This is a genomic window from Sulfitobacter sp. L-8 (genome assembly GCF_056859255.1).
In genome coordinates, this window is record NZ_JBSXOD010000045.1 from 239,714 (window position 1) to 258,508 (window position 18,795).

The following is an 18,795-nucleotide window of genomic DNA, read 5'->3' on the forward strand; positions in this document are numbered from 1 at the left end:
CTTTTAGAATCGTCAGCCGCTATGCTAGGTATAGCGGCATGGCATATCAAAACCCCAACATAAGCGAAGCACTCCCGGTCATCCGCCAGCTTGATGAAGCCGCGATCAATCGTATCGCCGCCGGAGAAGTGGTCGAACGTCCGGCGTCTGCCGTCAAGGAACTGGTCGAAAACGCCATTGATGCGGGCGCACGACAGGTCACCATCGAATATGCGGATGGCGGGAAAACACTGATCCGGGTAACGGATGATGGGTGCGGCATTGCGTCCAGCGACCTGATGTTAGCTCTGTCACGTCATGCCACGTCAAAAATCGACGGATCTGACTTGTTGAACATTCATACTTTCGGGTTCCGCGGTGAGGCATTGCCTTCACTAGGTGCCGTCGGCCGATTGACGATCTCCAGTCGTGTCGCGGGTCAGGACGGGGCCGAGGTTTCGATCAATGGCGGGCAGGCCGGGCCGGTGCGCCCTGCGGCTTTGAACGGTGGCACCGTCGTCACGCTTCGCAACCTGTTTTTTGCCACCCCGGCCCGACTGAAGTTTTTGCGAACCGATCGCGCCGAGGCGCAGGCGATCGCCGATATCATCAAACGACTGGCGATGGCGGAGCCCTTCGTCCGTTTCATTCTGCGCGATGTGTCTGGCGACGGCCCGGGCCGCGAGGTATTTCGCGCGGATGCAGAGCAAGGCGATATGTTTGCTGCCCTGCAAGGGCGGCTGGCACAGGTGCTCGGACGCGAGTTCGCGGAAAACGCGCTGGCTGTTGATGCTGAACGCGACGGGCTACACCTGACCGGCTTTGCGGCGCTGCCCACCTATTCGCGCGGTTCGGCGGTGATGCAGTATCTTTTTGTAAATGGTCGGCCCGTGCGGGACAAGTTGCTGGTCGGGGCGCTGCGGGGTGCCTATTTTGACCTGCTCAGCCGCGACCGCCACCCGGCTGCGGCGTTGTTCATCGATTGCGACCCGACACTTGTTGACGTGAACGTACATCCCGCGAAGTCAGAAGTGCGATTTCGCGATCCCGGTATCGCACGCGGCCTGATTGTATCGGGCCTGCGTCACGCATTGGCCGATGCGGGGCATCGGGCTTCGACCACCGTCGCCAATGCCACGCTGGGTGCCATGCGCCCCGAACAATTGACAGCGCGGGTCTATCAAATGGACCGCCCCTCCGTCGTGGCCCGCGGCACGGCCTATCAGGCGCAAGCCCCGGAACCCGGGTTTGCGGAAACCGCCGGGATGTGGGCGCGGGTCGAAGCACAGACTGAAAACGAGACCGCAACCGAGCAGGACGCCCCTGATTATCCCTTGGGAACCGCGCGCGGCCAGGTTCACGAAAACTATATTGTCGCCCAGACCGCGACGGGCATGGTGATCGTCGACCAACATGCCGCGCACGAACGCTTGGTCTATGAAAAGCTCAAACAGCAGATGTCGGAAAACGGCGTTGCAGCCCAGGCGTTGCTGATCCCAGAGATCGTGGATCTTTCGGCCTCGGACTGTGCGCGACTGCTGGAGATGGCAGACCAGATGGCAGGCTTCGGTTTGGGCATCGAACCGTTTGGTGGAAACGCCATCGCCGTAAGGGAAACCCCGGCCATTCTCGGGGTTGTCGATGCCAAGGCGATGATCCTTGATATTCTGGATGAGCTTGCCGATCAGAACGAAAGCAATTCACTCCAAGCGCGCCTCGAAGCGATCCTGAGCCGGGTCGCGTGCCATGGCTCTATCCGGTCTGGTCGCCGGATGCGGGCCGAGGAAATGAACGCCTTGCTGCGCGAGATGGAAGCGACGCCTCATTCTGGTCAGTGCAATCACGGACGCCCGACCTATGTCGAACTGAAGCTCAGTGACATTGAACGATTGTTCGGTCGCACATGATCGGAATCGGCGGACAAACCTATTCCTTGGACGACCCGGTCGTTCTTCTGATCCTGGCGACCGCAGGGGCCATTTTTTTAGTGTTGATCCTGCTTGTGCTGGCGGTGCGTGCCGCAGGACGCTCGGCGCGGATGACTGAACCGCTGGCACGGCAGATGCAGGTTCTGGGCGGGCATGTACAGCAGCTTGGGATGGGGCAGGAACAGTTGCGCGGCGGCTTGCAGACGGTCTCGGATACGCAAGCCAATGCCCAGGCCCAGATGATCCAGAGCATCGAGGCCCGCATGGCCCACGTTCAGCAACAGATGCAAGACCGTCTCGCCGATAATGCTGCGCGCTCGGCCCGAAGCCTGACGGAGATGCAGGAAAGGATGAGCGAGACCCTGCATGGATCCAGTAAGCAGACGACAACCAGTCTGACGCAGCTTCAGGAACGGCTGGCCGCTATTGACCGTGCGCAAGACAACATCACGAAACTGTCCGGCGACGTCTTGTCGTTGCAAGACATCCTGAGCAACAAGCAGACCCGAGGCGCATTTGGCGAAATTCAGTTGCACGATATCGTGTCAAAAGCACTGCCCAGTGACAGCTATACCATGCAGGCGTCGCTATCGTCCGGAAAACGCGCCGATTGCCTGATCCACCTGCCGCATCCGCCCGGACCCATCGTGATAGACAGCAAGTTCCCTCTGGAGGCATATGAAGCCTTGCGCCGGGCCAAAACCGATTATGAGGTCAAAGAGGCGGCGCGCGCCATGCGTGTGGCGGTCAAGGCGCACATCTCGGCGATCAGCAGCAAATATATCATCGAAGGGGAGACCGCGGATGGTGCATTGATGTTTCTACCGTCCGAGGCCGTATATGCAGAGCTGCACGGGAATTTTCCCGAACTGGTGCGCGAGGGCTTTGCTGCGCGGGTCTGGATCGTGTCGCCGACAACCTGCATGGCGACACTGAATACCATGCGCGCCATCCTGAAGGACGCTCGGATGCGCGAACAGGCGGGTGCCATCCGGAAAACCTTGAAGATGCTGCACCGGGACGTCGAACTTGTCGTGGAGCGCGTTGGCAAGCTGAACACGCATTTTGGTCAGGCGCGTGCCGATCTTGAAGGGTTGGGGACCGCTGCCGAAAGGGCGGGAAAACGGGCGGCACGACTGGACAACTTTGATTTTGAAGAACTCTCCCCGCAAGAGACCCCCATCATACCATTGACCGGATCCGACAAGAAGAACTGAGATTCCGGGGCGGTCCGTCGCTTAAAAGTTCGAAAAATTGCAGATAATTGTAATTGTGTGCAACTCCGCTAGATGTACACCCGTATATCATAATTATAAAAACCCATCTGCGACCGACAGGATACCCACGCCATATGCCTTTTGAAGCTATTGACCCGCCTCGTCATCACGTGTCGGCGGCACCTCGTAGAATTGCGGTAATCGGCGCAGGTATCTCGGGAATGGGGGCTGCCCACCTGTTGGGTGAAGACCATCACGTGACCTTGTTTGAAACATGCGCCCGGCTGGGGGGGCACGCCCGAACCAGGATTGCAGGCAAGAACGGCGACCAACCGGTGGACACCGGTTTCATTGTCTTCAACTACGCGAATTACCCTCATCTTGCCGCATTGTTCAAAGAATTGGATGTTCCGGTCGTTGAATCCAACATGAGCTTTGGGGCGTCCATTGATGGGGGGCGGCTGGAATATGCGCTTACCACATTGGATTCGATATTCGCCCAGCGTAGCAATTTGGCTAACCCCAAGTTTCTGAGGATGCTAAGCGACATCGTGAGATTTAACAAAAATGCCACGAAAATCGCTCAAGACCGGTCACTGACCATTGGGGGTTTTCTGCAAAAGCTGGGTGCAGGCGAATATTTTCGCAACTACTACCTTGCGCCGCTGTCTGGGGCGATCTGGTCCACGCCCGTGGGCAAGATTATGGATTTCCCGGCATATTCCATGATTGATTTCTTTGAAAACCACGCCCTGCTTAGTCACAGCGGCCAGCACCAATGGTACACGGTCAAAGGTGGCTCACAGGAATATGTGAGCCGGCTTGGCGCTTCGCTGACGGCAAAAGGTGTGGATATTCGCCTCAACGCCGCGGTTCAGTCGGTACGTCGTACCGCCCTCGGGGTCGAGATAAAAACCGACGGGGCAAGTTGGGAAAGCTTTGACGAGGTGGTTTTCGCTACGCATTCCGACGACGCGTTGGCCCTGCTGTCTGACCCAAGCGCCCAAGAGACTGCTGCATTGGGTGCGATGAAATACCAGCCGAACGATATCGTGCTGCATGCCGATACTTCCATGATGCCAAAGCGTCGCAAGACTTGGGCGTCGTGGATATATTCCGAGGACAAGGAACACGTGTCGGATCGGATCGACCTGACTTATTGGATGAACTCGCTGCAACCGATCCCCATGGATGATCCGCACTTCGTGACGCTCAATACCAAGCGCACGATCCGCGAAGAACTGATCTATGATCAGGTTACATTGCGACACCCGGTGTATGATCTTGGCGCAATTGCGGCCCAGGAACAGGTGCGTGGTTTCAACGGGACCAATAAGACATGGTTCTGCGGTGCGTGGATGAAGCACGGTTTTCACGAAGACGGATTGTCGAGCGCGATAGATGTCGTGCGGGGCATGCGCGATCAGTCCAGGGTCGCCATGGCCGCTGAATGACCACCTCTGTCGATCATATTCGGGCCACCACCTATCATGGGCGCAAAGGCACCGTCGAAAATGCATTTCGCTACTCGGTTGATTACGTGTTGTTGGACGCCGAGGCAGACATCAAACCTTTGGCCCTGTTTGCGCGCAACCGGGCCGGGGTAACATCAGTTCACGATATTGATCACGGTGGCCCGATAGGCGCAGGAAGAGGGGCTGCGTGGGTGCGTGATGTACTGGCGCAGCACCAGATTCCAGGTGTTGTCCGTATTGAACTTTTGACTCAAGCGCGGTTGTTCGGTCACGTCTTCAACCCCGTCAGCTTTTGGCTGTGCCGGCGCGATGATGACGGCTTGATCGTAGTGATAGCGGAAGTATCCAACACATTCGGCGAACGTCACAGCTATTTGTGCCACCATCCCGACCTTCGCGAGATTACGCGCCAAGACCAGTTGGGTGCCAGCAAGATTTTTCACGTATCGCCGTTTCAGCCGGTGGCGGGAACGTATGCATTTCGATTTGATATCCGGAAAGACCGCCTTAGCATCTCGATCGACTATACCCAGACCGCAGGCGGTTTGATCGCGACGCTTACCGGAAGGCGGCAGCCGCTGACAAATACCGCGGTGCTGCGATCGATGATCCGTCGCCCGTTTGGATCGCGCCGGGTTCTGGCATTGATACACTGGCAGGCTGTCAAACTGTGGTGGAAAGGCGGGGGATATCGCCCTGCACCGACCCCGCCCGAAAATGAGGTTTCTTAGTGGCGAGTGTCGCATCGGATACGCAACCCGCACAGCTTCCGGCCTATGCGCTGTTCGCAGCATTGCTGGCAGCGGCAGGACTGCCAATCTATATCCACGCCCCGAAGTTTTTTGTCGATGAATACGGAGTGTCGTTGTCGGCTTTGGGCATGGTACTGTTCGGGCTGCGATCGCTTGATGTAATTCAGGATCCGCTGCTGGGACGGCTGGCAGAGGCCCTGCGCAATCATCGAAGTCTGGCGGTTGCAACCGGGTCTGCCGTAATGGCGATATCCATGTTTGCACTGTTTGCGATGACACCATCGTTACCGCCGTTGGTATGGTTCGGGCTCACGTTGACGGGCGTGTTCACCTCTTTCAGCTTCTTGACGATATGTTTTTATGCCCAAGGGGTCGCAAAGGCCGAGAGGCTTCCCGGGCGCGGCCATCTGGCGTTGGCAAGGTGGCGTGAGACAGGCGCGCTTTTGGGGGTGTGTGTCGCCTCGGTCGCACCGGTGGTTCTGGCCGCGATCATGGGCAAGCCGTTTACCGGATTTGCGATCGGCTTCGCGTTGTTGGCTCTTGGGGCTACGGTGGCGATGCAGGGCGAATGGCGTACGACCGATACCAACAGACGATCCGGTTTTGGTGCGATTTTGAAAGACAGGGTCGCGCGGCGTCTTTTGCTGATCGCATTCCTGAATGCCGCACCGGTGGCGGTAACCTCGACCTTGTTCCTATTCTATGTGGAAGCGACCCTGCAATCGCCCGAATGGGCAGGACCACTGTTGCTGGTGTTTTTTCTGAGCGCAGCGATTGCCGCGCCGTTGTGGGGATACCTTGCCGAAGCGTTTGGGGCAAAGCCCGTATTGTTGGCGGCAATGGCGTTGGCGATTGCGGCGTTTGTCGGTGCTTTTTTTCTTGGTGCGGGGGATGTCGCTCTTTTTGCAGTGGTTTGTATTGTCTCGGGCGCGGCTCTGGGTGCTGACCTGACTTTGCTCCCGGCGATGTTCGCCATGCGGCTCGGCAGGATTGCGCCATCCGCCGCCGAAGGCTTCGGCCTATGGGCGTTTGTCTCAAAGCTGACCCTTGCCTTCGCCGCAGTAACGCTACTTCCCATCTTGCAGATGTCGGGCTTCGTTAGCGGCGAGCTGGTCAACACGCCCCACGCCATTGCAACGCTGGTATGGCTGTATGCCGGTCTACCATGTGCTCTTAAGGGGGTGGCGATGACAGTGTTAGCAGGCACCTCACTGCATGAGGATGATGAGTCATGATGGAATTACTACAGATACTCCTGGGTGCGGCGATTGTGATCGGCATTGTCTTGGCCAGACGTCACATGGCCGATTTCCCCGCGCAAAAGCCCGAGGACTATGCCGACGACTATCTGGTGTTAGACATGAAAAAGCACCTCAACGGAGCGATGGTCTGCGAAGGCGTCATTTTCGGACCGACGGGGCGGGTGACCAGCAGTTTCGTTGCTGATTTTGACGTGGACTGGGATGGCGATACCGCCGAGGTCAGAGAGCATTTCGTTTATGACGACAACACCACTCAAGATCGCATCTGGACGATTGTCCTAGGCGAAAAAGGCTATTTCACAGCCACTGCCCCTGATGTGCCCGGCGAGGCGCAGGGCAGGCAGGCCGGTGGCACGATACGGATGCAGTACCCGATTAGGTTGCCGGACGATGTGGGCGGGCACCTGCTCAAGACAGTCGACTGGATTTACTTGACCGCCGATGGCACGCTGATCAATCGCAGCCAATTCCGTAAATTCGGTTTCAAGGTGGCAGAGCTTGTGGCGACCATTCGCCAGAAGGATCCACAATGACGGATTGGGGCGGCAAACGGTACTGGCTGGTCGGGGCCAGTGATGGCTTGGGCAAAGCGCTGGCGCACAAGATTAGTCGGCGCGGTGCGGAGGTGATCGTTTCGGCCCGCTCGGAAGGCAAGCTGAAGGCGCTCGTGGCCGAGCTGTCAGGCAAGGCGTCTTATCGCGTTCTGGATGTGCAGGACGCAGACAGCATACGTTCAGCAGCGCGTGCCGTGGGCCCGGTGGACGGTCTTGTCTACCTTGCCGGGGTCTATTGGCCGTTTGGTGCTGCGAAATGGGAAGCGGACCACGCGACCAAAATGATCGATGTAAACCTGACCGGATTGGTGCGCGTCTTGGGCGAGGTGGTCCCTGCGATGGTGGAACGCGATGCCGGGCATATTGTCATCACCTCCAGCTTGACGGGGTTTCGGGGGCTGCCCAATTCCATCGGATACACCGCATCGAAAGCCGGCACCATGTCGCTGGCTGAGTGCATGTATGCAGATTTGCGTAATACCGGAGTTAAGGTTCAAGTAATAAATCCGGGATTTGTCAAAACCCGACTGACGGACAAAAATGATTTTGAGATGCCGGGTTTGATGCAGCCAGAGGAGGCGGCGCAGCAAGTGATCGAACACATGGGGACCGACCGGTTCAAGAAAAGCTTTCCCTATTGGTTCTCGCTGATTTTCCGTCTTGCCCAGTTCCTGCCGGATGCGATCTATTATCGCCTGTTTCGTTAGACACTGGACGAGGCAGCGCGTGCGCCCCGTCCTTTCGGGTCAGACACGCAAGATATGCTGGTCAAATATGGCTTTGGCTCTGGCCCAAACCGCTGCGTCGGTGTTCTGCAGCTCGACCAGGGTGGGCAACAACTGGGCAGCGTAATCTGTTGAACTTTCAAGCGGAAGGATCGACGGCAGGTTGTCGATTGCGGTCACATCCAGAGGGGGATTGTCGCAGACACGCAGCGCAGGTTCGTCCCAGGTTGTGGCCCGGTCGTAAACCTTAACAGGGTTGAAATCACTGTCCGGATCGCAGGCAATGTCGCCGATCACCCGCAGTTTTCGCGGCGTTGTTGGGGCATCTGGCGCGACAAAAACAGGCGTTTTGGGGCCTGCGAGGATGCAATTGAAAAACAACGTGTGGTCAAGAATTTCAGGAAAAGGCCCGCCGTGTATGGTTTCGGCCATATCCCACCCTGTCACCCGAATACCCAATCGCTGGCACAAGTCCGATACGCCACTGCCGACGCGACCCAGTGCGCCGACGACCAGCGCGTCAGGCATCGCCACGTCGAGCGCCTGTATTTTTCTGGTCAGCGCTGCCGTCAGGACATTCGCATCAGGATACGGAGCAATAGGGTCAGGGTGCCGCCCGCGCGACTGCGCCACCCAGCATTCGATCGCCACCGCAGCCCCCGCAAAACCCGCCCAATAGCCAAATGCCGCAACACGCCGGCCCTTGTCGTCGGTGAGATACTCCAGATCGTACAGCGTGCCGCCGCCGGCCTTGAAACGTTCAAGCAGCACTCTGCCCGCTGATTGGCCCTTGTAGGCATGACCAAACATGATGTGTCTATGAACCAGCGGTGTGCCGTCGTCGGGCAGTTCCTTCAGCCCGAACACGATTGCGTCGCGCGGGGCTTCGGGCCAGCTGTTTTCGGCGGCGATCTCGCAGCCCTTCTCGGCATATGGTTCGGCCGGGATCACGCGTGATGAAGATTGCTCGACCGTTATGCGGAAACCCTTGTTCAACAGTGCCGCCGCGCCGTCCGGGGTCAGGCCGACGCGGGTTTCGTTGTCGCGTTGCTCGGCACGGACCCACAGATGTGGTAGGGTCATAGCATGCCCTTTTCGCGGATGGTCCTGACGCTTGCGCGGGCTTCCATGTGGTCAAGAAATGAAGCAATTTTTGGATATGTGGCCGGGTCGACCCCGTCACCTTGCAGCCAGTTACAGACCACGAACAGATAAGGGTCAGCCAAGGTGAACTGGTCTTTCATGACATAGGGGCCGCGCAAAACCTCTGCTGCAACGTGGGCGGCACTGGCAGCCATGGTTTCGGGCACCTTAGCCGTCATGTCGTCAAAGCTGGCCTGATTGCTCGCCCATCGAGATCCGCGCATTTTATGTGCGTGTGCCACGTGCATGGTCGATGCAAGATAGTACATCGCACTGCGCATGTGCGCGGCGTCTTCGGGCCGCTGCGGTACCAGGTTGGCGGCAGGAACAAGCGCCGCGATATATTCAAGCAGCGCCCCGGTTTCAGTCAGAACCGTGCCATCGCCCAGTACCAGCGCGGGCACGCGCCCTTTGGAGTTGATCGCAAGGTATTCAGGCTTGGTTTGCTGTGCTGCTTTGAAATCGACCTTGATAGCGTCATACGGAAGACCGGCTTCTTCCAGCGTGATCGCGACTGCAATCGAAATGGTGCCGGGGCAGTAATAGAGCTTGAGCATGGCAGTGCCTTTCAGATGTGGGTCTGCGCGACGCGGCGTGCAGGTGTGTCAAGATGCGGGACAGCATTGAACAGGACGGGTGACCAGTGGCCCCCTATCGGGAACAGGCGGTGCATCGATGTGTGCATGATCGCCAATGCGATGCGCGACATTGCCGGAATGCCCAGACCCATGGCCTGCGCCATCACCATGGAGATCAATCCGCCAGACGTTACCACCAGCGCGGGGCCGTCACCTGCGGAAATTTCTTCGAGGACGGATTTGATACGCCCTTCAAAACTGGAATAACTCTCCGGCGGGTTTTCGAGCTTGTCGCTTTTCCAGGTCTCGAAAACCAAAGGCAAGTGATTGGCAAAGCTGCCTTGTTCGGTGGGAAACGGGACCCCGTGCTGCTGCTCCATCAGCGCCGCGAGCGTGAAATACTGCAATTCGTTCAGACGTTCGTCGCGGATCGGCTCCAGCCCGGTATCCATGCCTTGTGCGGTTTCGATATGACGGCGCAGGGTGCCAGTGTATAAGCGGGTGTGGTGGGTTTCCGAATGGCGCAGGTGATCGCCTAGCCAGGCGGCCTGTTCGTGGCCAAGCGGGCTTAGCTTATCATAGCTGATTTCGTCCTTAGCCTCGGAATTGGCCTGACCGTGACGGATAAGGGTAATGTGGGACATAATGCGCCTTTTGTTGCTGAGTCTTTGATAGGCAACGGTCGCGCCGGTTGGAAGGGCAGGATCCCTTTGCGCGGCCATTTTTTAGCTGACGGGACAATTGGGCGCGCATCGGAAACAGGCGTGGCGTAAAAACGGGGCAGGGTGTCGGGATTATGACTGCTATGCCTCCATGCGCCCGCCTATAGTGTAGAGGCGCATTACAGGAGAGTCTGATGGCCGAAACAGTTACATTTACGCTGGATGGCGAAACCGTCGAGGCCGAGGCCGGTATGACGATTTGGGAAGTCGCAAACGGGCGTGGACTGAAAATTCCGCATCTGTGCTTCACACCCAAGCCGGGGTATCGACCTGACGGAAACTGTCGCGCCTGTATGGTTGAAATCGAAGGCGAACGGAATCTGGCGGCATCCTGTCTACGCGAGCCCGCCGAAGGCATGGTCGTGGTCACAAACAACGCGCGGTCGGAAAACGCCCGAAAGATGGTGATGGAGCTGTTGATCGCGGACCAGCCCGCCTCCGAAGTCGCCCATGATAAATCCAGCCACCTGTGGGACATGGCCGCACAGGAGGGGGTCGAGGCGAGCCGGTTTCCCAAGCTGGAAAGCGGGCGTATCCCGTTGCTCGACGACAGCCATGTGGCGATGCGGGTGAACCTTGATGCCTGTATCCAGTGCAACCTGTGTGTGCGCGCCTGCCGCGAGGTGCAGGTCAATGATGTGATCGGGATGGCCGGTCGCGGGCATGACAGCTATCCGGTGTTTGACATGGCCGACCCGATGGGCGCGTCTTCGTGTGTGGCGTGCGGTGAATGTGTGCAGGCCTGCCCCACGGGGGCGCTGATGCCCGCCACGGTGGTCGATGACGCGCAGGTTGGGGACAGAGCCGATTTCGATAGCGAAGTCGACAGCATCTGCCCGTTCTGCGGCGTGGGCTGTCAGGTGTCGCTGAAGGTCAAGGACGGGAAAATCAAATATGTCGAGGGCATCAACGGTCCCGCGAACGAAGGGCGGCTTTGCGTCAAAGGGCGCTTTGGCTTTGACTATATCCACCATCCCCATCGTCTGACCAAACCGCTGATCCGCCGCGACGACGCCCCTGCCAAGGGGTTGAATGTCGATCCCGGAAATTGGCAAACCCACTTCCGCGAAGCCACCTGGGACGAGGCGCTGGAATTTGCTGCGCAGGGCATGAAAAAGATCGGCGGCACTGGTGTTGCGGGCTTTGGGTCGGCTAAATGCACGAACGAGGAAGCCTATCTTTTCCAAAAGATCATCCGGCAGGGATTTGGCCACAACAACGTCGATCACTGCACGCGTCTGTGCCATGCCTCGTCGGTGGCGGCGCTGATGGAGAATGTCGGATCCGGTGCCGTCACCGCGACCTTCAACCAGATCGAAAACGCCGATGTTGCGATTGTGATCGGTGCCAACCCGACCGAGAACCACCCCGTCGCGGCGACGTTCTTCAAGCAATTCGCCAAACGCGGCGGCAAGCTGATCGTGATGGACCCGCGCGGTCAGGCGCTAAAACGGCACGCGTCACACATGCTGCAATTCCGCCCCGGTACCGATGTGTCGATGCTGAACGCGATCATGCATGTGATCGTCGAGGAAAAGCTGTACGATCAACAGTATATCGAGGCCTACACCGAAAACTGGGAGATCGAGAAAGCTCACCTCAAAACCTTCACCCCTGAAAAGATGTCCAAGATCTGCGGCATCGACGCGGACGTGCTGCGCGATGTGGCGCGGACCTTCGCGGGGGCGAATGCGGCGATGATTTTCTGGGGGATGGGCATTTCGCAGCACATCCACGGCACCGATAATTCGCGCTGCCTGATCTCCCTCGCGTTGATGACGGGGCAAATCGGGCGGCCCGGCGCGGGGCTGCACCCGTTGCGGGGGCAGAACAATGTTCAGGGCGCATCCGACGCGGGGCTGATCCCGATGTTCCTGCCCGATTACCAGCCCGTGTCCGATGATGGCGTCCGCTCTGCTTTTACCGAGGTGTGGCAAAGCAGCGATTTCAGCAACAAGAAGGGCCTGACCGTGACCGAGATCATGGACGCGGTCCATGATGGTGATATCCGCAGCATGTATGTTCTGGGGGAAAACCCAGCCATGTCCGATCCCGATGTGGAACATGCCCGTGCTGCGCTGGCCAAGCTCGATCATCTGGTGGTGCAGGATATCTTCCTGACCGAAACCGCGAACTTTGCCGATGTGATCCTGCCCGCCAGCGCCTTTGCGGAAAAATCCGGCACGGTGACCAATACCAACCGTCAGGTGCAGATGGGGCGCCCCGCCGTGCCGCCGCCCGGCGACGCGAAAGAGGATTGGTGGATCGAGGTCGAGCTTGCCAAACGTCTGGGGCTGGGCTGGACCTATACCGACCCGAGCGAGGTTTTCGCCGAAATGAAGCTGAATATGTCGTCGCTCAATAACATCACATGGGACAGGCTGGAGACCGAGGGCGCGGTGACCTACCCGTCCACCAGCCCCACCGATCCAGGGCAGGCGATAGTCTTTGCCGATGGCTTCCCCCGACAGGACGGACGCGCGCGGTTTACGCCGGCCAGTATCATCGCACCGGATGACGCGCCTGATGCGGATTATCCGATGATCCTGACCACCGGTCGTCAGCTGGAGCATTGGCATACCGGGTCGATGACGCGCAGGTCTGCGGTTCTGGACGAATTGGAACCCGAGGCGAACTGCTCGCTCCATCCGTCTACCCTGCGCAAGCTGGGGGTCATTCCGGGCGATCATATTCGTCTGTCCACCAAGCGGGGAACAATCGAAATCATGGCACGCGAAGACCGCGCCGTATCGCCCGATATGGTGTTCCTGCCGTTTGCCTATGTAGAAGCGGCGGCAAATATTCTGACAAATCCGGCGGTTGACCCTTACGGCAAAATCCCCGAGTTTAAATTCTCGGCCGTCAAGGTAGAAGCGGTCAACGGGCCGGTAGCAGCGGAGTAAACATGCAGATCAACCCCGAGCGCTTTCTTGCGGACCTCCATACGCTTCGCAGTTTCGGGGCTGCGGGGGTGGGCAAGGGCGTGGTCCGACCGGCCTACAGTGACGCCGATGTTGCTGCGCGGCAATGGCTGGCGCAGCGGATGCGCGATGCAGGCCTGCACGTGCAGGTCGATGCCATGGGCAATCTTTTCGGGTTAGCGGGGGGGCCGTCGTTGCTGATGGGGTCCCATTCCGACAGTCAGCCCGAAGGCGGCTGGCTGGACGGCGCGCTTGGGGTGATTGCTGCTCTTGAAGTCGCACGTGCCGCGGCCGAGGCTGGGGGGCCGGCTGTTTCTGTCGTGTCGTTTCAGGACGAAGAAGGCCGGTTTGGCGTGACGACGGGCAGCGCTGTCTGGGGCGGGCATCTGACGCTGTCCGAGGCCGATCGGTTGACCGATCACGGCGGTGTCGCTTTGTCAGAGGCGCGACAGGCCATAGTGGAAATGGTCACGGGCGATGTATCGGCAGACCAATTTACCGGTTTCATCGAGTTGCATATCGAGCAAGGTCCGACGCTGGATACCAGCGGCGAACAGATCGGGGTCGTTACCGATATCGTCGGAATACGCGATATGAAAGTTACTTTTGATGGGCAGCAGAACCATGCGGGTACCACTCCGATGCACCTGCGCCGCGACGCATTTCAGGCTGTATCCGCCTTTAACGCCGCATTGAACGAACGACTGCGCAATATCGTCACGCCGCAAAGCGTGTGGACCATCGGACACGTATCACTGCACCCCAACGCGTCGTCCATCGTGCCGGGGCGCGCCGTGTTTTCAATGCAGTGGCGCGATGCCGATACAGATCGCCTGGCCCGTATAGAGCAGGTCATCCGAAATACAGCATCCGAAATTGCCGACGATCACGGGATGAAACTAAGCTTTGGCACCATGCTGGGGTTGGAGCCTGTTGCGATGGACAGCAGGCTGCGCAGCGCTCTTGAGGCAGGTGCCGACACCGTGGCCCCGGACAATTGGCGCACCATGCCATCGGGCGCATTGCATGACGCGACGAATGTGTCGCGGCTTATGCCGGTGGCGATGTTGTTTGTACCGTCAATCGGCGGCGTCAGCCACACCTTCGAAGAGGATACCGCCGAAGGTGATCTGGTTGCCGGCGTGCGGGTGCTGGCCGAGGCCGTGGATCGCCTGGGGTCTATGCCTTAGATATCCACGCCGCTCGGCCATGGTACGGTAGCGGTCTGCCACCCGAGAGGCTTCGCGGAGGTTGCCAAAGCACTGAATGATGGCTTTCGGCTGACTGCCCGCAAATCCCCATTCGCGCATGACTGAAACTTCGTTGAACAGGTTCATTGCGATTTCGACGCGATAGAAAAGCCGACGTTGGGCAGTGTTGGTTCGGTAAAGCAGGCATTCGATCATAGATTGAATCTAACTGGCCGTAGGCAGGGGGCGCAACGAAAAACATTGCAGCTATCGTCAGAAAACAGGTGACCTTGACCGTTTTGCCTGAAACCCTGGGCGTGGCAGAAACCGGAGCAAACCCATGACCGATGACACTTCACTTATTCTGAGCGACCATCCCGGCGGGGTCGCTTGCATCACCCTTGACGCGGCCCCCGTCAACGCGCTGACCGCCGAAAACCTGATGGCGTTTGCAACGTTGATCGAAAGGCTCGAGACTGACGACACGGTGCGTGCGGTTATGATTGCGTCGTCGTGCAAGGTGTTTTCCGCAGGGCTGAACCTGAAGCAGGCCCAGACATTCGGTGTTGCGGAACAACACGCGATTGTCAAAGGACTGAATCAGGGTTTTCTGGCGCTATTCAAATGCAGCAAACCTACGGTTGTCGCAGTGAACGGTGCCGCGATCGCTGGCGGGTTGTTCTATGTACTTTCCAGCGACGTACGCGTGGCGGCCCCCGCTGCATCCTTCGGTCTGGCCGAAGTGCGGGTTGGTGCCGATTTCCCGCTTGGCCCGCTTGAGATCGCGCGGGCTATGCTGTCGCCCAATGATCTGCGCAGGTTAATGATGACAGGGCAGCCCATAACCGCCGACGAGGCGAAAATTTCCGGTATCGTGGATAAGGTAGTGCCTGCTGAAACGCTGTTGCAGGAGGCTTTGGCAGAGGCCGCAGCTTTGGGAAAAATTCCGCCCAACACATATGCGTCGGTAAAGCGCCAGATCAGGGGTTCAGTCATTGATCGTATCGAAGGCGGTATCGCAGCAGGTGCGAATGCGCCTGAGGGCGGGTGGTTTACCGATGAAACAGTACCCGCCATGCGGTCAATGCTTGGGGGTTAAACCACTGGTTTGCGCATGGTGATACTGGTCGGTCGATCATAACCCGGGTGCGCTGTACGGGCGTGCTCGGAAAAGCCAAGGGCTTTGAATGTCGCGCGATTATCGACGAGTTCGACCCGGGTTTGCAGCTCCAGCGTGGGTAGGTTAAGGCGGCGGGCGGTTCTTTCTGCCTGTTCAACCAGGTGACGCGACAGCCCCAGTTGCCGGTGCGACGGGGCAACGCAGATCTTGCCTAGATACAATGTACCGGTTCTGGGGGACAGGATCATACAGGCAACTGGCGGCATGCCGATCGCCCAGATCTCTGCCTCGGCTGCGGTGGTTCGCAAGCTGGCAAGGGTGGTCTTGCCCAAGGAACTGGGCGGGTCGATGCGCCCTTCCATATACGCAAAGCAATCGCGCATCAGACGCAGCAGATCGCCCATCATCGGACTGTCTTCAGGGATTTGATGAGGTGTCAGGTCCAAGCGACATCTCCCAGGAAGATATAGCCTGCCCCGTATATCGTCTTGATCAGTTGCGGGTTCTTGGGGTCTTCGCGCAGCTTTGTGCGCAGGCGCGATATCCGTACATCAATCGCCCGGTCAAAGCTTTCTGAAGCGACGCCGCCCAAGCTGGTTTGCATCTGGGCCCGGCTAAGCAAGCGTTTGGGCGCATCCAGGAACAGCCGTAAAACTTCGCCTTCGGCATGGGAAAACGGCGTTTCCGCGCCGGTATCGTCCACAAGGGCGTACCGATTGAAATTGGCTTTCCAACCATTGAAACTTGCCACTGTACCGGCCTGGGACACAGATTTGGTGCCGCGCAGGCGCGCGCGTATCCTTGCAACGACCTCGGTAGGGTCGAAAGGTTTGATAATATAGTCGTCGGCCCCAAGCTCCAGCCCCGTCACACGATCCTGGACCTGCGCGCGCCCCGAGATAATGATGACGATTGCACCTTGTTCCAGCGCCAGTCGGTGCACGACCGTCAGCCCATCGGTATCGGGAAGCGACAGATCAACGAGACATACATCGGGCGTGTGGGTGGCTAGTGCGGCCTCGAACGCCCGCGCCCGACCAAAGCTAAGGGTGTCAAAGCCTGCCTCTTCCAGCACTTCGGACAACAGGGTGCGAATTTCGGGTTCGTCATCGAGGATGGTAACAAGAGGACGTTTCATTGAGCGGCCAATTCTGAAGGGGCGATCAAAGCAGTGAGGTCTTTGATATCAAAGGGTTTGCGTAGCACCGGTGCGATCGCCTGAGCCGCAAGGAATTGCGTATCGTCAACGGGAAGCGATGTCATCAGCACAAGCGGCGGTGCGTCAGGTGGCAGGCGTTTGGCAAGATCAAGGCCGGTGGCTTCGCCCATCAGTTGGATGTCAGACAGGATCAGGGCGATGTCGGGTAGATCGGCCAACAGCGCCATCGCTTCGTCCGCCGAAGCAGCTTCGATCACCGAATGCCCAAGCCCGATCAGCATATCGCGCACCAACGCGCGGAGATCATCGGCATCTTCGACCAGCAGCACCAAGCCCGTCGTCGCAGATACGGCAGGCCGGTAGGGCAGGCGCATCGTGACCAACGCGCCGTCATCGACATTGCTTAAACGAAGATCGCCGCCGGCAGATTTCACCATGTCGTACACCATCGGAAGCCCCAACCCCGAGCCTTCCGCACCTTTCGTGGTGAAAAAGGGTTCAAAACCGTGTGCCAATGCCGACTTGGAGAACCCCGGCCCGGTATCACGTAGAGTGCATTCGATCCATGTCTCGTGCACCGGTTTCACCTCAAGCGTGATCCGGCCCGTACCTCCGCATGCATCCCGCGCGTTGAGGATCAGGTTCAACAATCCGTCCTGCACAAGTCCGCTGTCCAATAACACCGCCTGATCGGGCATGTGATTGGCGATATCCAGTGTCATGCCTGCGGGGAGGGTCGGACCGGCCAATAGGGTCAGATCATCCAGCATCCGACCGATATGTGTTGCCGTGGGCCGCAGCGTTCGCGCCCCTGTCATATCGGCAATCGTACTGAGCAACGCTCCACCACGCCGCGCGGCGGCCAAGGTGCCTTCGATTAGCGGAACAGCGGTGGCGGGCAGGTCGTCAAGCCGCCCCAACCGCGATTGCAAGCCAAGTATGATCGTCAACAGGTTCGAGAAATCATGCGCCAGCCCTGAAATGACCTGGGCTGCCATTTCGCGGCGGTGCGTTTGCTGTAGCGCAACCCGATTTTGGGTTTCTTCGGTGACGTCCATCGACAGAATATAGACACCCCCGCGCGTGTCGGGTGTGAATGCACCGCGTATACGTCTTGCACTCGCCTCGTCGGTGAATTCGATAACCGACAACTTTCCCGCAAAAGCCTGCTCAAGAGCCGGTGCGACACAATTATAGGCCTGTGGTCCCAGTACCTCGGAAATCGGTTTGCCGATCAGTTCTTCGGGGCGTCCCGGCATGACCGACGCAAGGCGGCGGTTGGAATAGGTATAGCGCGCATCGCCATCGACATGGGCGATATGCGCCGGCATCATCTCGGTTGTCAGTCGGGTGCGTGCCTCGGAGAGGATCAACTGCCGTTTGGCTTCTTCCAGCGCGGTGTTCATCGCCGCAAGTTCGCGGTTCGTCGCGGATAGTTCTTCGGCATGGGCCAGAACCTGACCGGACAAGGCATCGGAACGGGCGCGCAACAACGCTTCTTGCTGTTTGGTACGGGAAATATCTGTATAGACTGTTACCCACCCCCCTTGCGGAAGAGGTGATCCCTCTACGGAAATCGTCCGTCCGTTGGCACGGGTCCGTTCCATGTAATGTGGCTCAAAGGCGCGGGCCTGTAGCACTCGCTCAGCCACGAAGGCCTTTACATCGGCAACATCGCCGTATTCACCGGACCGGGCAAGATGGGTGATGGTTTCTTCAAAGCTGGCCCCCGGCGTGACAAGCGCCTTGGGAAGATCGAACATTTGCTGGAACGGTGCATTGCACAAAACCAGCCGAAGATCCGCATCATAGATCGTCAGTGCCTGGGCGATCAGGTTCAGCCCGGCGGCCGTCATCACATCGGTCAACTTGTCGTCGGATTTCATTCAATACTCCCCCGGCTAAATGGCTAGCACCAACCGCAGATCGGCGCAAAGGGTCAGGTGGAAATGGCGCTTGTTACAATTCGTTAGAATTCCGACATGTTTATGTAAAAGTTGACGTCGAGCATCTGATGAACATCGTGGTGTGACACTAGAATCGCATCAGTGATCGACCTGCCAAATAAGA

General features: G+C 58.5%; 17 protein-coding genes. 10 read left to right on the forward strand and 7 right to left on the reverse strand.

Annotation, left to right across the window (positions count from 1 at the left end):
• Positions 1–38: 38 nt before the first annotated feature.
• From mutL to AC13DE_RS09350, 7 genes are all read left to right on the forward strand, one after another.
• Complete coding sequence (gene mutL, locus AC13DE_RS09320) at positions 39–1,886, forward strand: DNA mismatch repair endonuclease MutL (protein ID WP_483047645.1); 1,848 nt, start codon at positions 39–41, stop codon at positions 1,884–1,886.
• Positions 1,883–3,124, forward strand: a complete 1,242-nt coding sequence (locus tag AC13DE_RS09325) for a DNA recombination protein RmuC (RefSeq protein WP_446295741.1) — start codon at positions 1,883–1,885, stop codon at positions 3,122–3,124. Before mutL ends, AC13DE_RS09325 begins: the two co-directional genes overlap by 4 nt.
• A 134-nt stretch (positions 3,125–3,258) precedes the next feature.
• Positions 3,259–4,578 carry an NAD(P)/FAD-dependent oxidoreductase gene (locus AC13DE_RS09330; protein ID WP_446295740.1) on the forward strand — a complete coding sequence of 440 codons (1,320 nt, stop codon included), beginning with the start codon at positions 3,259–3,261 and terminating at the stop codon, positions 4,576–4,578.
• Positions 4,575–5,330 (forward strand): DUF1365 domain-containing protein, encoded by a 756-nt coding sequence (locus AC13DE_RS09335; RefSeq protein ID WP_483047646.1) that lies wholly within the window; start codon positions 4,575–4,577, stop codon positions 5,328–5,330. The genes AC13DE_RS09330 and AC13DE_RS09335 overlap by 4 nt, the downstream gene beginning before the upstream one ends.
• Positions 5,330–6,586: an MFS transporter gene (locus AC13DE_RS09340; protein ID WP_483047647.1), complete on the forward strand. Its 1,257-nt coding sequence runs from the start codon at positions 5,330–5,332 to the stop codon at positions 6,584–6,586. The genes AC13DE_RS09335 and AC13DE_RS09340 overlap by 1 nt, the downstream gene beginning before the upstream one ends.
• Complete coding sequence (locus AC13DE_RS09345; RefSeq protein WP_483047648.1) at positions 6,583–7,146, forward strand: DUF3833 family protein; 564 nt, start codon at positions 6,583–6,585, stop codon at positions 7,144–7,146. Before AC13DE_RS09340 ends, AC13DE_RS09345 begins: the two co-directional genes overlap by 4 nt.
• A complete protein-coding gene (locus tag AC13DE_RS09350; protein ID WP_483047649.1) occupies positions 7,143–7,874 on the forward strand; it encodes an SDR family NAD(P)-dependent oxidoreductase in 732 nt (243 codons plus the stop codon). The genes AC13DE_RS09345 and AC13DE_RS09350 overlap by 4 nt, the downstream gene beginning before the upstream one ends.
• A 39-nt stretch (positions 7,875–7,913) precedes the next feature.
• On the opposite strand, the gene AC13DE_RS09355 is transcribed toward AC13DE_RS09350, so the two are convergent.
• Genes AC13DE_RS09355 through AC13DE_RS09365 form a run of 3 tightly spaced genes read right to left on the reverse strand, consistent with a single transcriptional unit; the run spans position 7,914 to position 10,257 of the window.
• On the reverse strand, positions 7,914–8,975 hold the full coding sequence (locus AC13DE_RS09355; protein ID WP_483047650.1) for a saccharopine dehydrogenase: 1,062 nt from the start codon (positions 8,973–8,975) through the stop codon (positions 7,914–7,916).
• Positions 8,972–9,592 carry a glutathione S-transferase family protein gene (locus AC13DE_RS09360; RefSeq protein WP_446313280.1) on the reverse strand — a complete coding sequence of 207 codons (621 nt, stop codon included), beginning with the start codon at positions 9,590–9,592 and terminating at the stop codon, positions 8,972–8,974. The genes AC13DE_RS09355 and AC13DE_RS09360 overlap by 4 nt, the downstream gene beginning before the upstream one ends.
• 11 nt (positions 9,593–9,603) lie before the next feature.
• A complete protein-coding gene (locus AC13DE_RS09365) occupies positions 9,604–10,257 on the reverse strand; it encodes a histidine phosphatase family protein (RefSeq protein WP_446295732.1) in 654 nt (217 codons plus the stop codon).
• 212 nt (positions 10,258–10,469) lie between these two features.
• Between AC13DE_RS09365 and fdhF the strand changes: the two genes are divergently transcribed.
• Positions 10,470–13,238, forward strand: coding sequence for a formate dehydrogenase subunit alpha (gene fdhF / locus AC13DE_RS09370; protein ID WP_483047651.1), 2,769 nt, complete (start codon positions 10,470–10,472; stop codon positions 13,236–13,238).
• Between the two features lie 2 nt (positions 13,239–13,240).
• The gene (locus AC13DE_RS09375; RefSeq protein ID WP_483047652.1) at positions 13,241–14,446 is read left to right on the forward strand and encodes a Zn-dependent hydrolase; all 1,206 of its coding nucleotides are present in this window, start codon (positions 13,241–13,243) and stop codon (positions 14,444–14,446) included.
• Here AC13DE_RS09375 and AC13DE_RS09380 read toward each other — a convergent pair.
• The gene (locus AC13DE_RS09380) at positions 14,336–14,662 is read right to left on the reverse strand and encodes a WGR domain-containing protein (protein ID WP_483047653.1); all 327 of its coding nucleotides are present in this window, start codon (positions 14,660–14,662) and stop codon (positions 14,336–14,338) included. The genes AC13DE_RS09375 and AC13DE_RS09380 overlap by 111 nt on opposite strands.
• A 124-nt stretch (positions 14,663–14,786) precedes the next feature.
• Here AC13DE_RS09380 and AC13DE_RS09385 point away from each other — a divergent pair, with 124 nt between their 5' ends.
• On the forward strand, positions 14,787–15,545 hold the full coding sequence (locus tag AC13DE_RS09385) for an enoyl-CoA hydratase/isomerase family protein (RefSeq protein ID WP_483047654.1): 759 nt from the start codon (positions 14,787–14,789) through the stop codon (positions 15,543–15,545).
• Here AC13DE_RS09385 and AC13DE_RS09390 read toward each other — a convergent pair.
• The 3 genes from AC13DE_RS09390 to AC13DE_RS09400 are packed head-to-tail and all read right to left on the reverse strand — an operon-like array spanning position 15,542 to position 18,611.
• On the reverse strand, positions 15,542–16,012 hold the full coding sequence (locus AC13DE_RS09390) for a GNAT family N-acetyltransferase (RefSeq protein ID WP_483047655.1): 471 nt from the start codon (positions 16,010–16,012) through the stop codon (positions 15,542–15,544). The two genes, AC13DE_RS09385 and AC13DE_RS09390, sit on opposite strands and share 4 nt — an antisense overlap.
• Complete coding sequence (locus tag AC13DE_RS09395; RefSeq protein WP_446295727.1) at positions 16,003–16,704, reverse strand: response regulator transcription factor; 702 nt, start codon at positions 16,702–16,704, stop codon at positions 16,003–16,005. Before AC13DE_RS09395 ends, AC13DE_RS09390 begins: the two co-directional genes overlap by 10 nt.
• Complete coding sequence (locus AC13DE_RS09400) at positions 16,701–18,611, reverse strand: hybrid sensor histidine kinase/response regulator (RefSeq protein ID WP_483047656.1); 1,911 nt, start codon at positions 18,609–18,611, stop codon at positions 16,701–16,703. The genes AC13DE_RS09395 and AC13DE_RS09400 overlap by 4 nt, the downstream gene beginning before the upstream one ends.
• Positions 18,612–18,795: the final 184 nt, after the last annotated feature.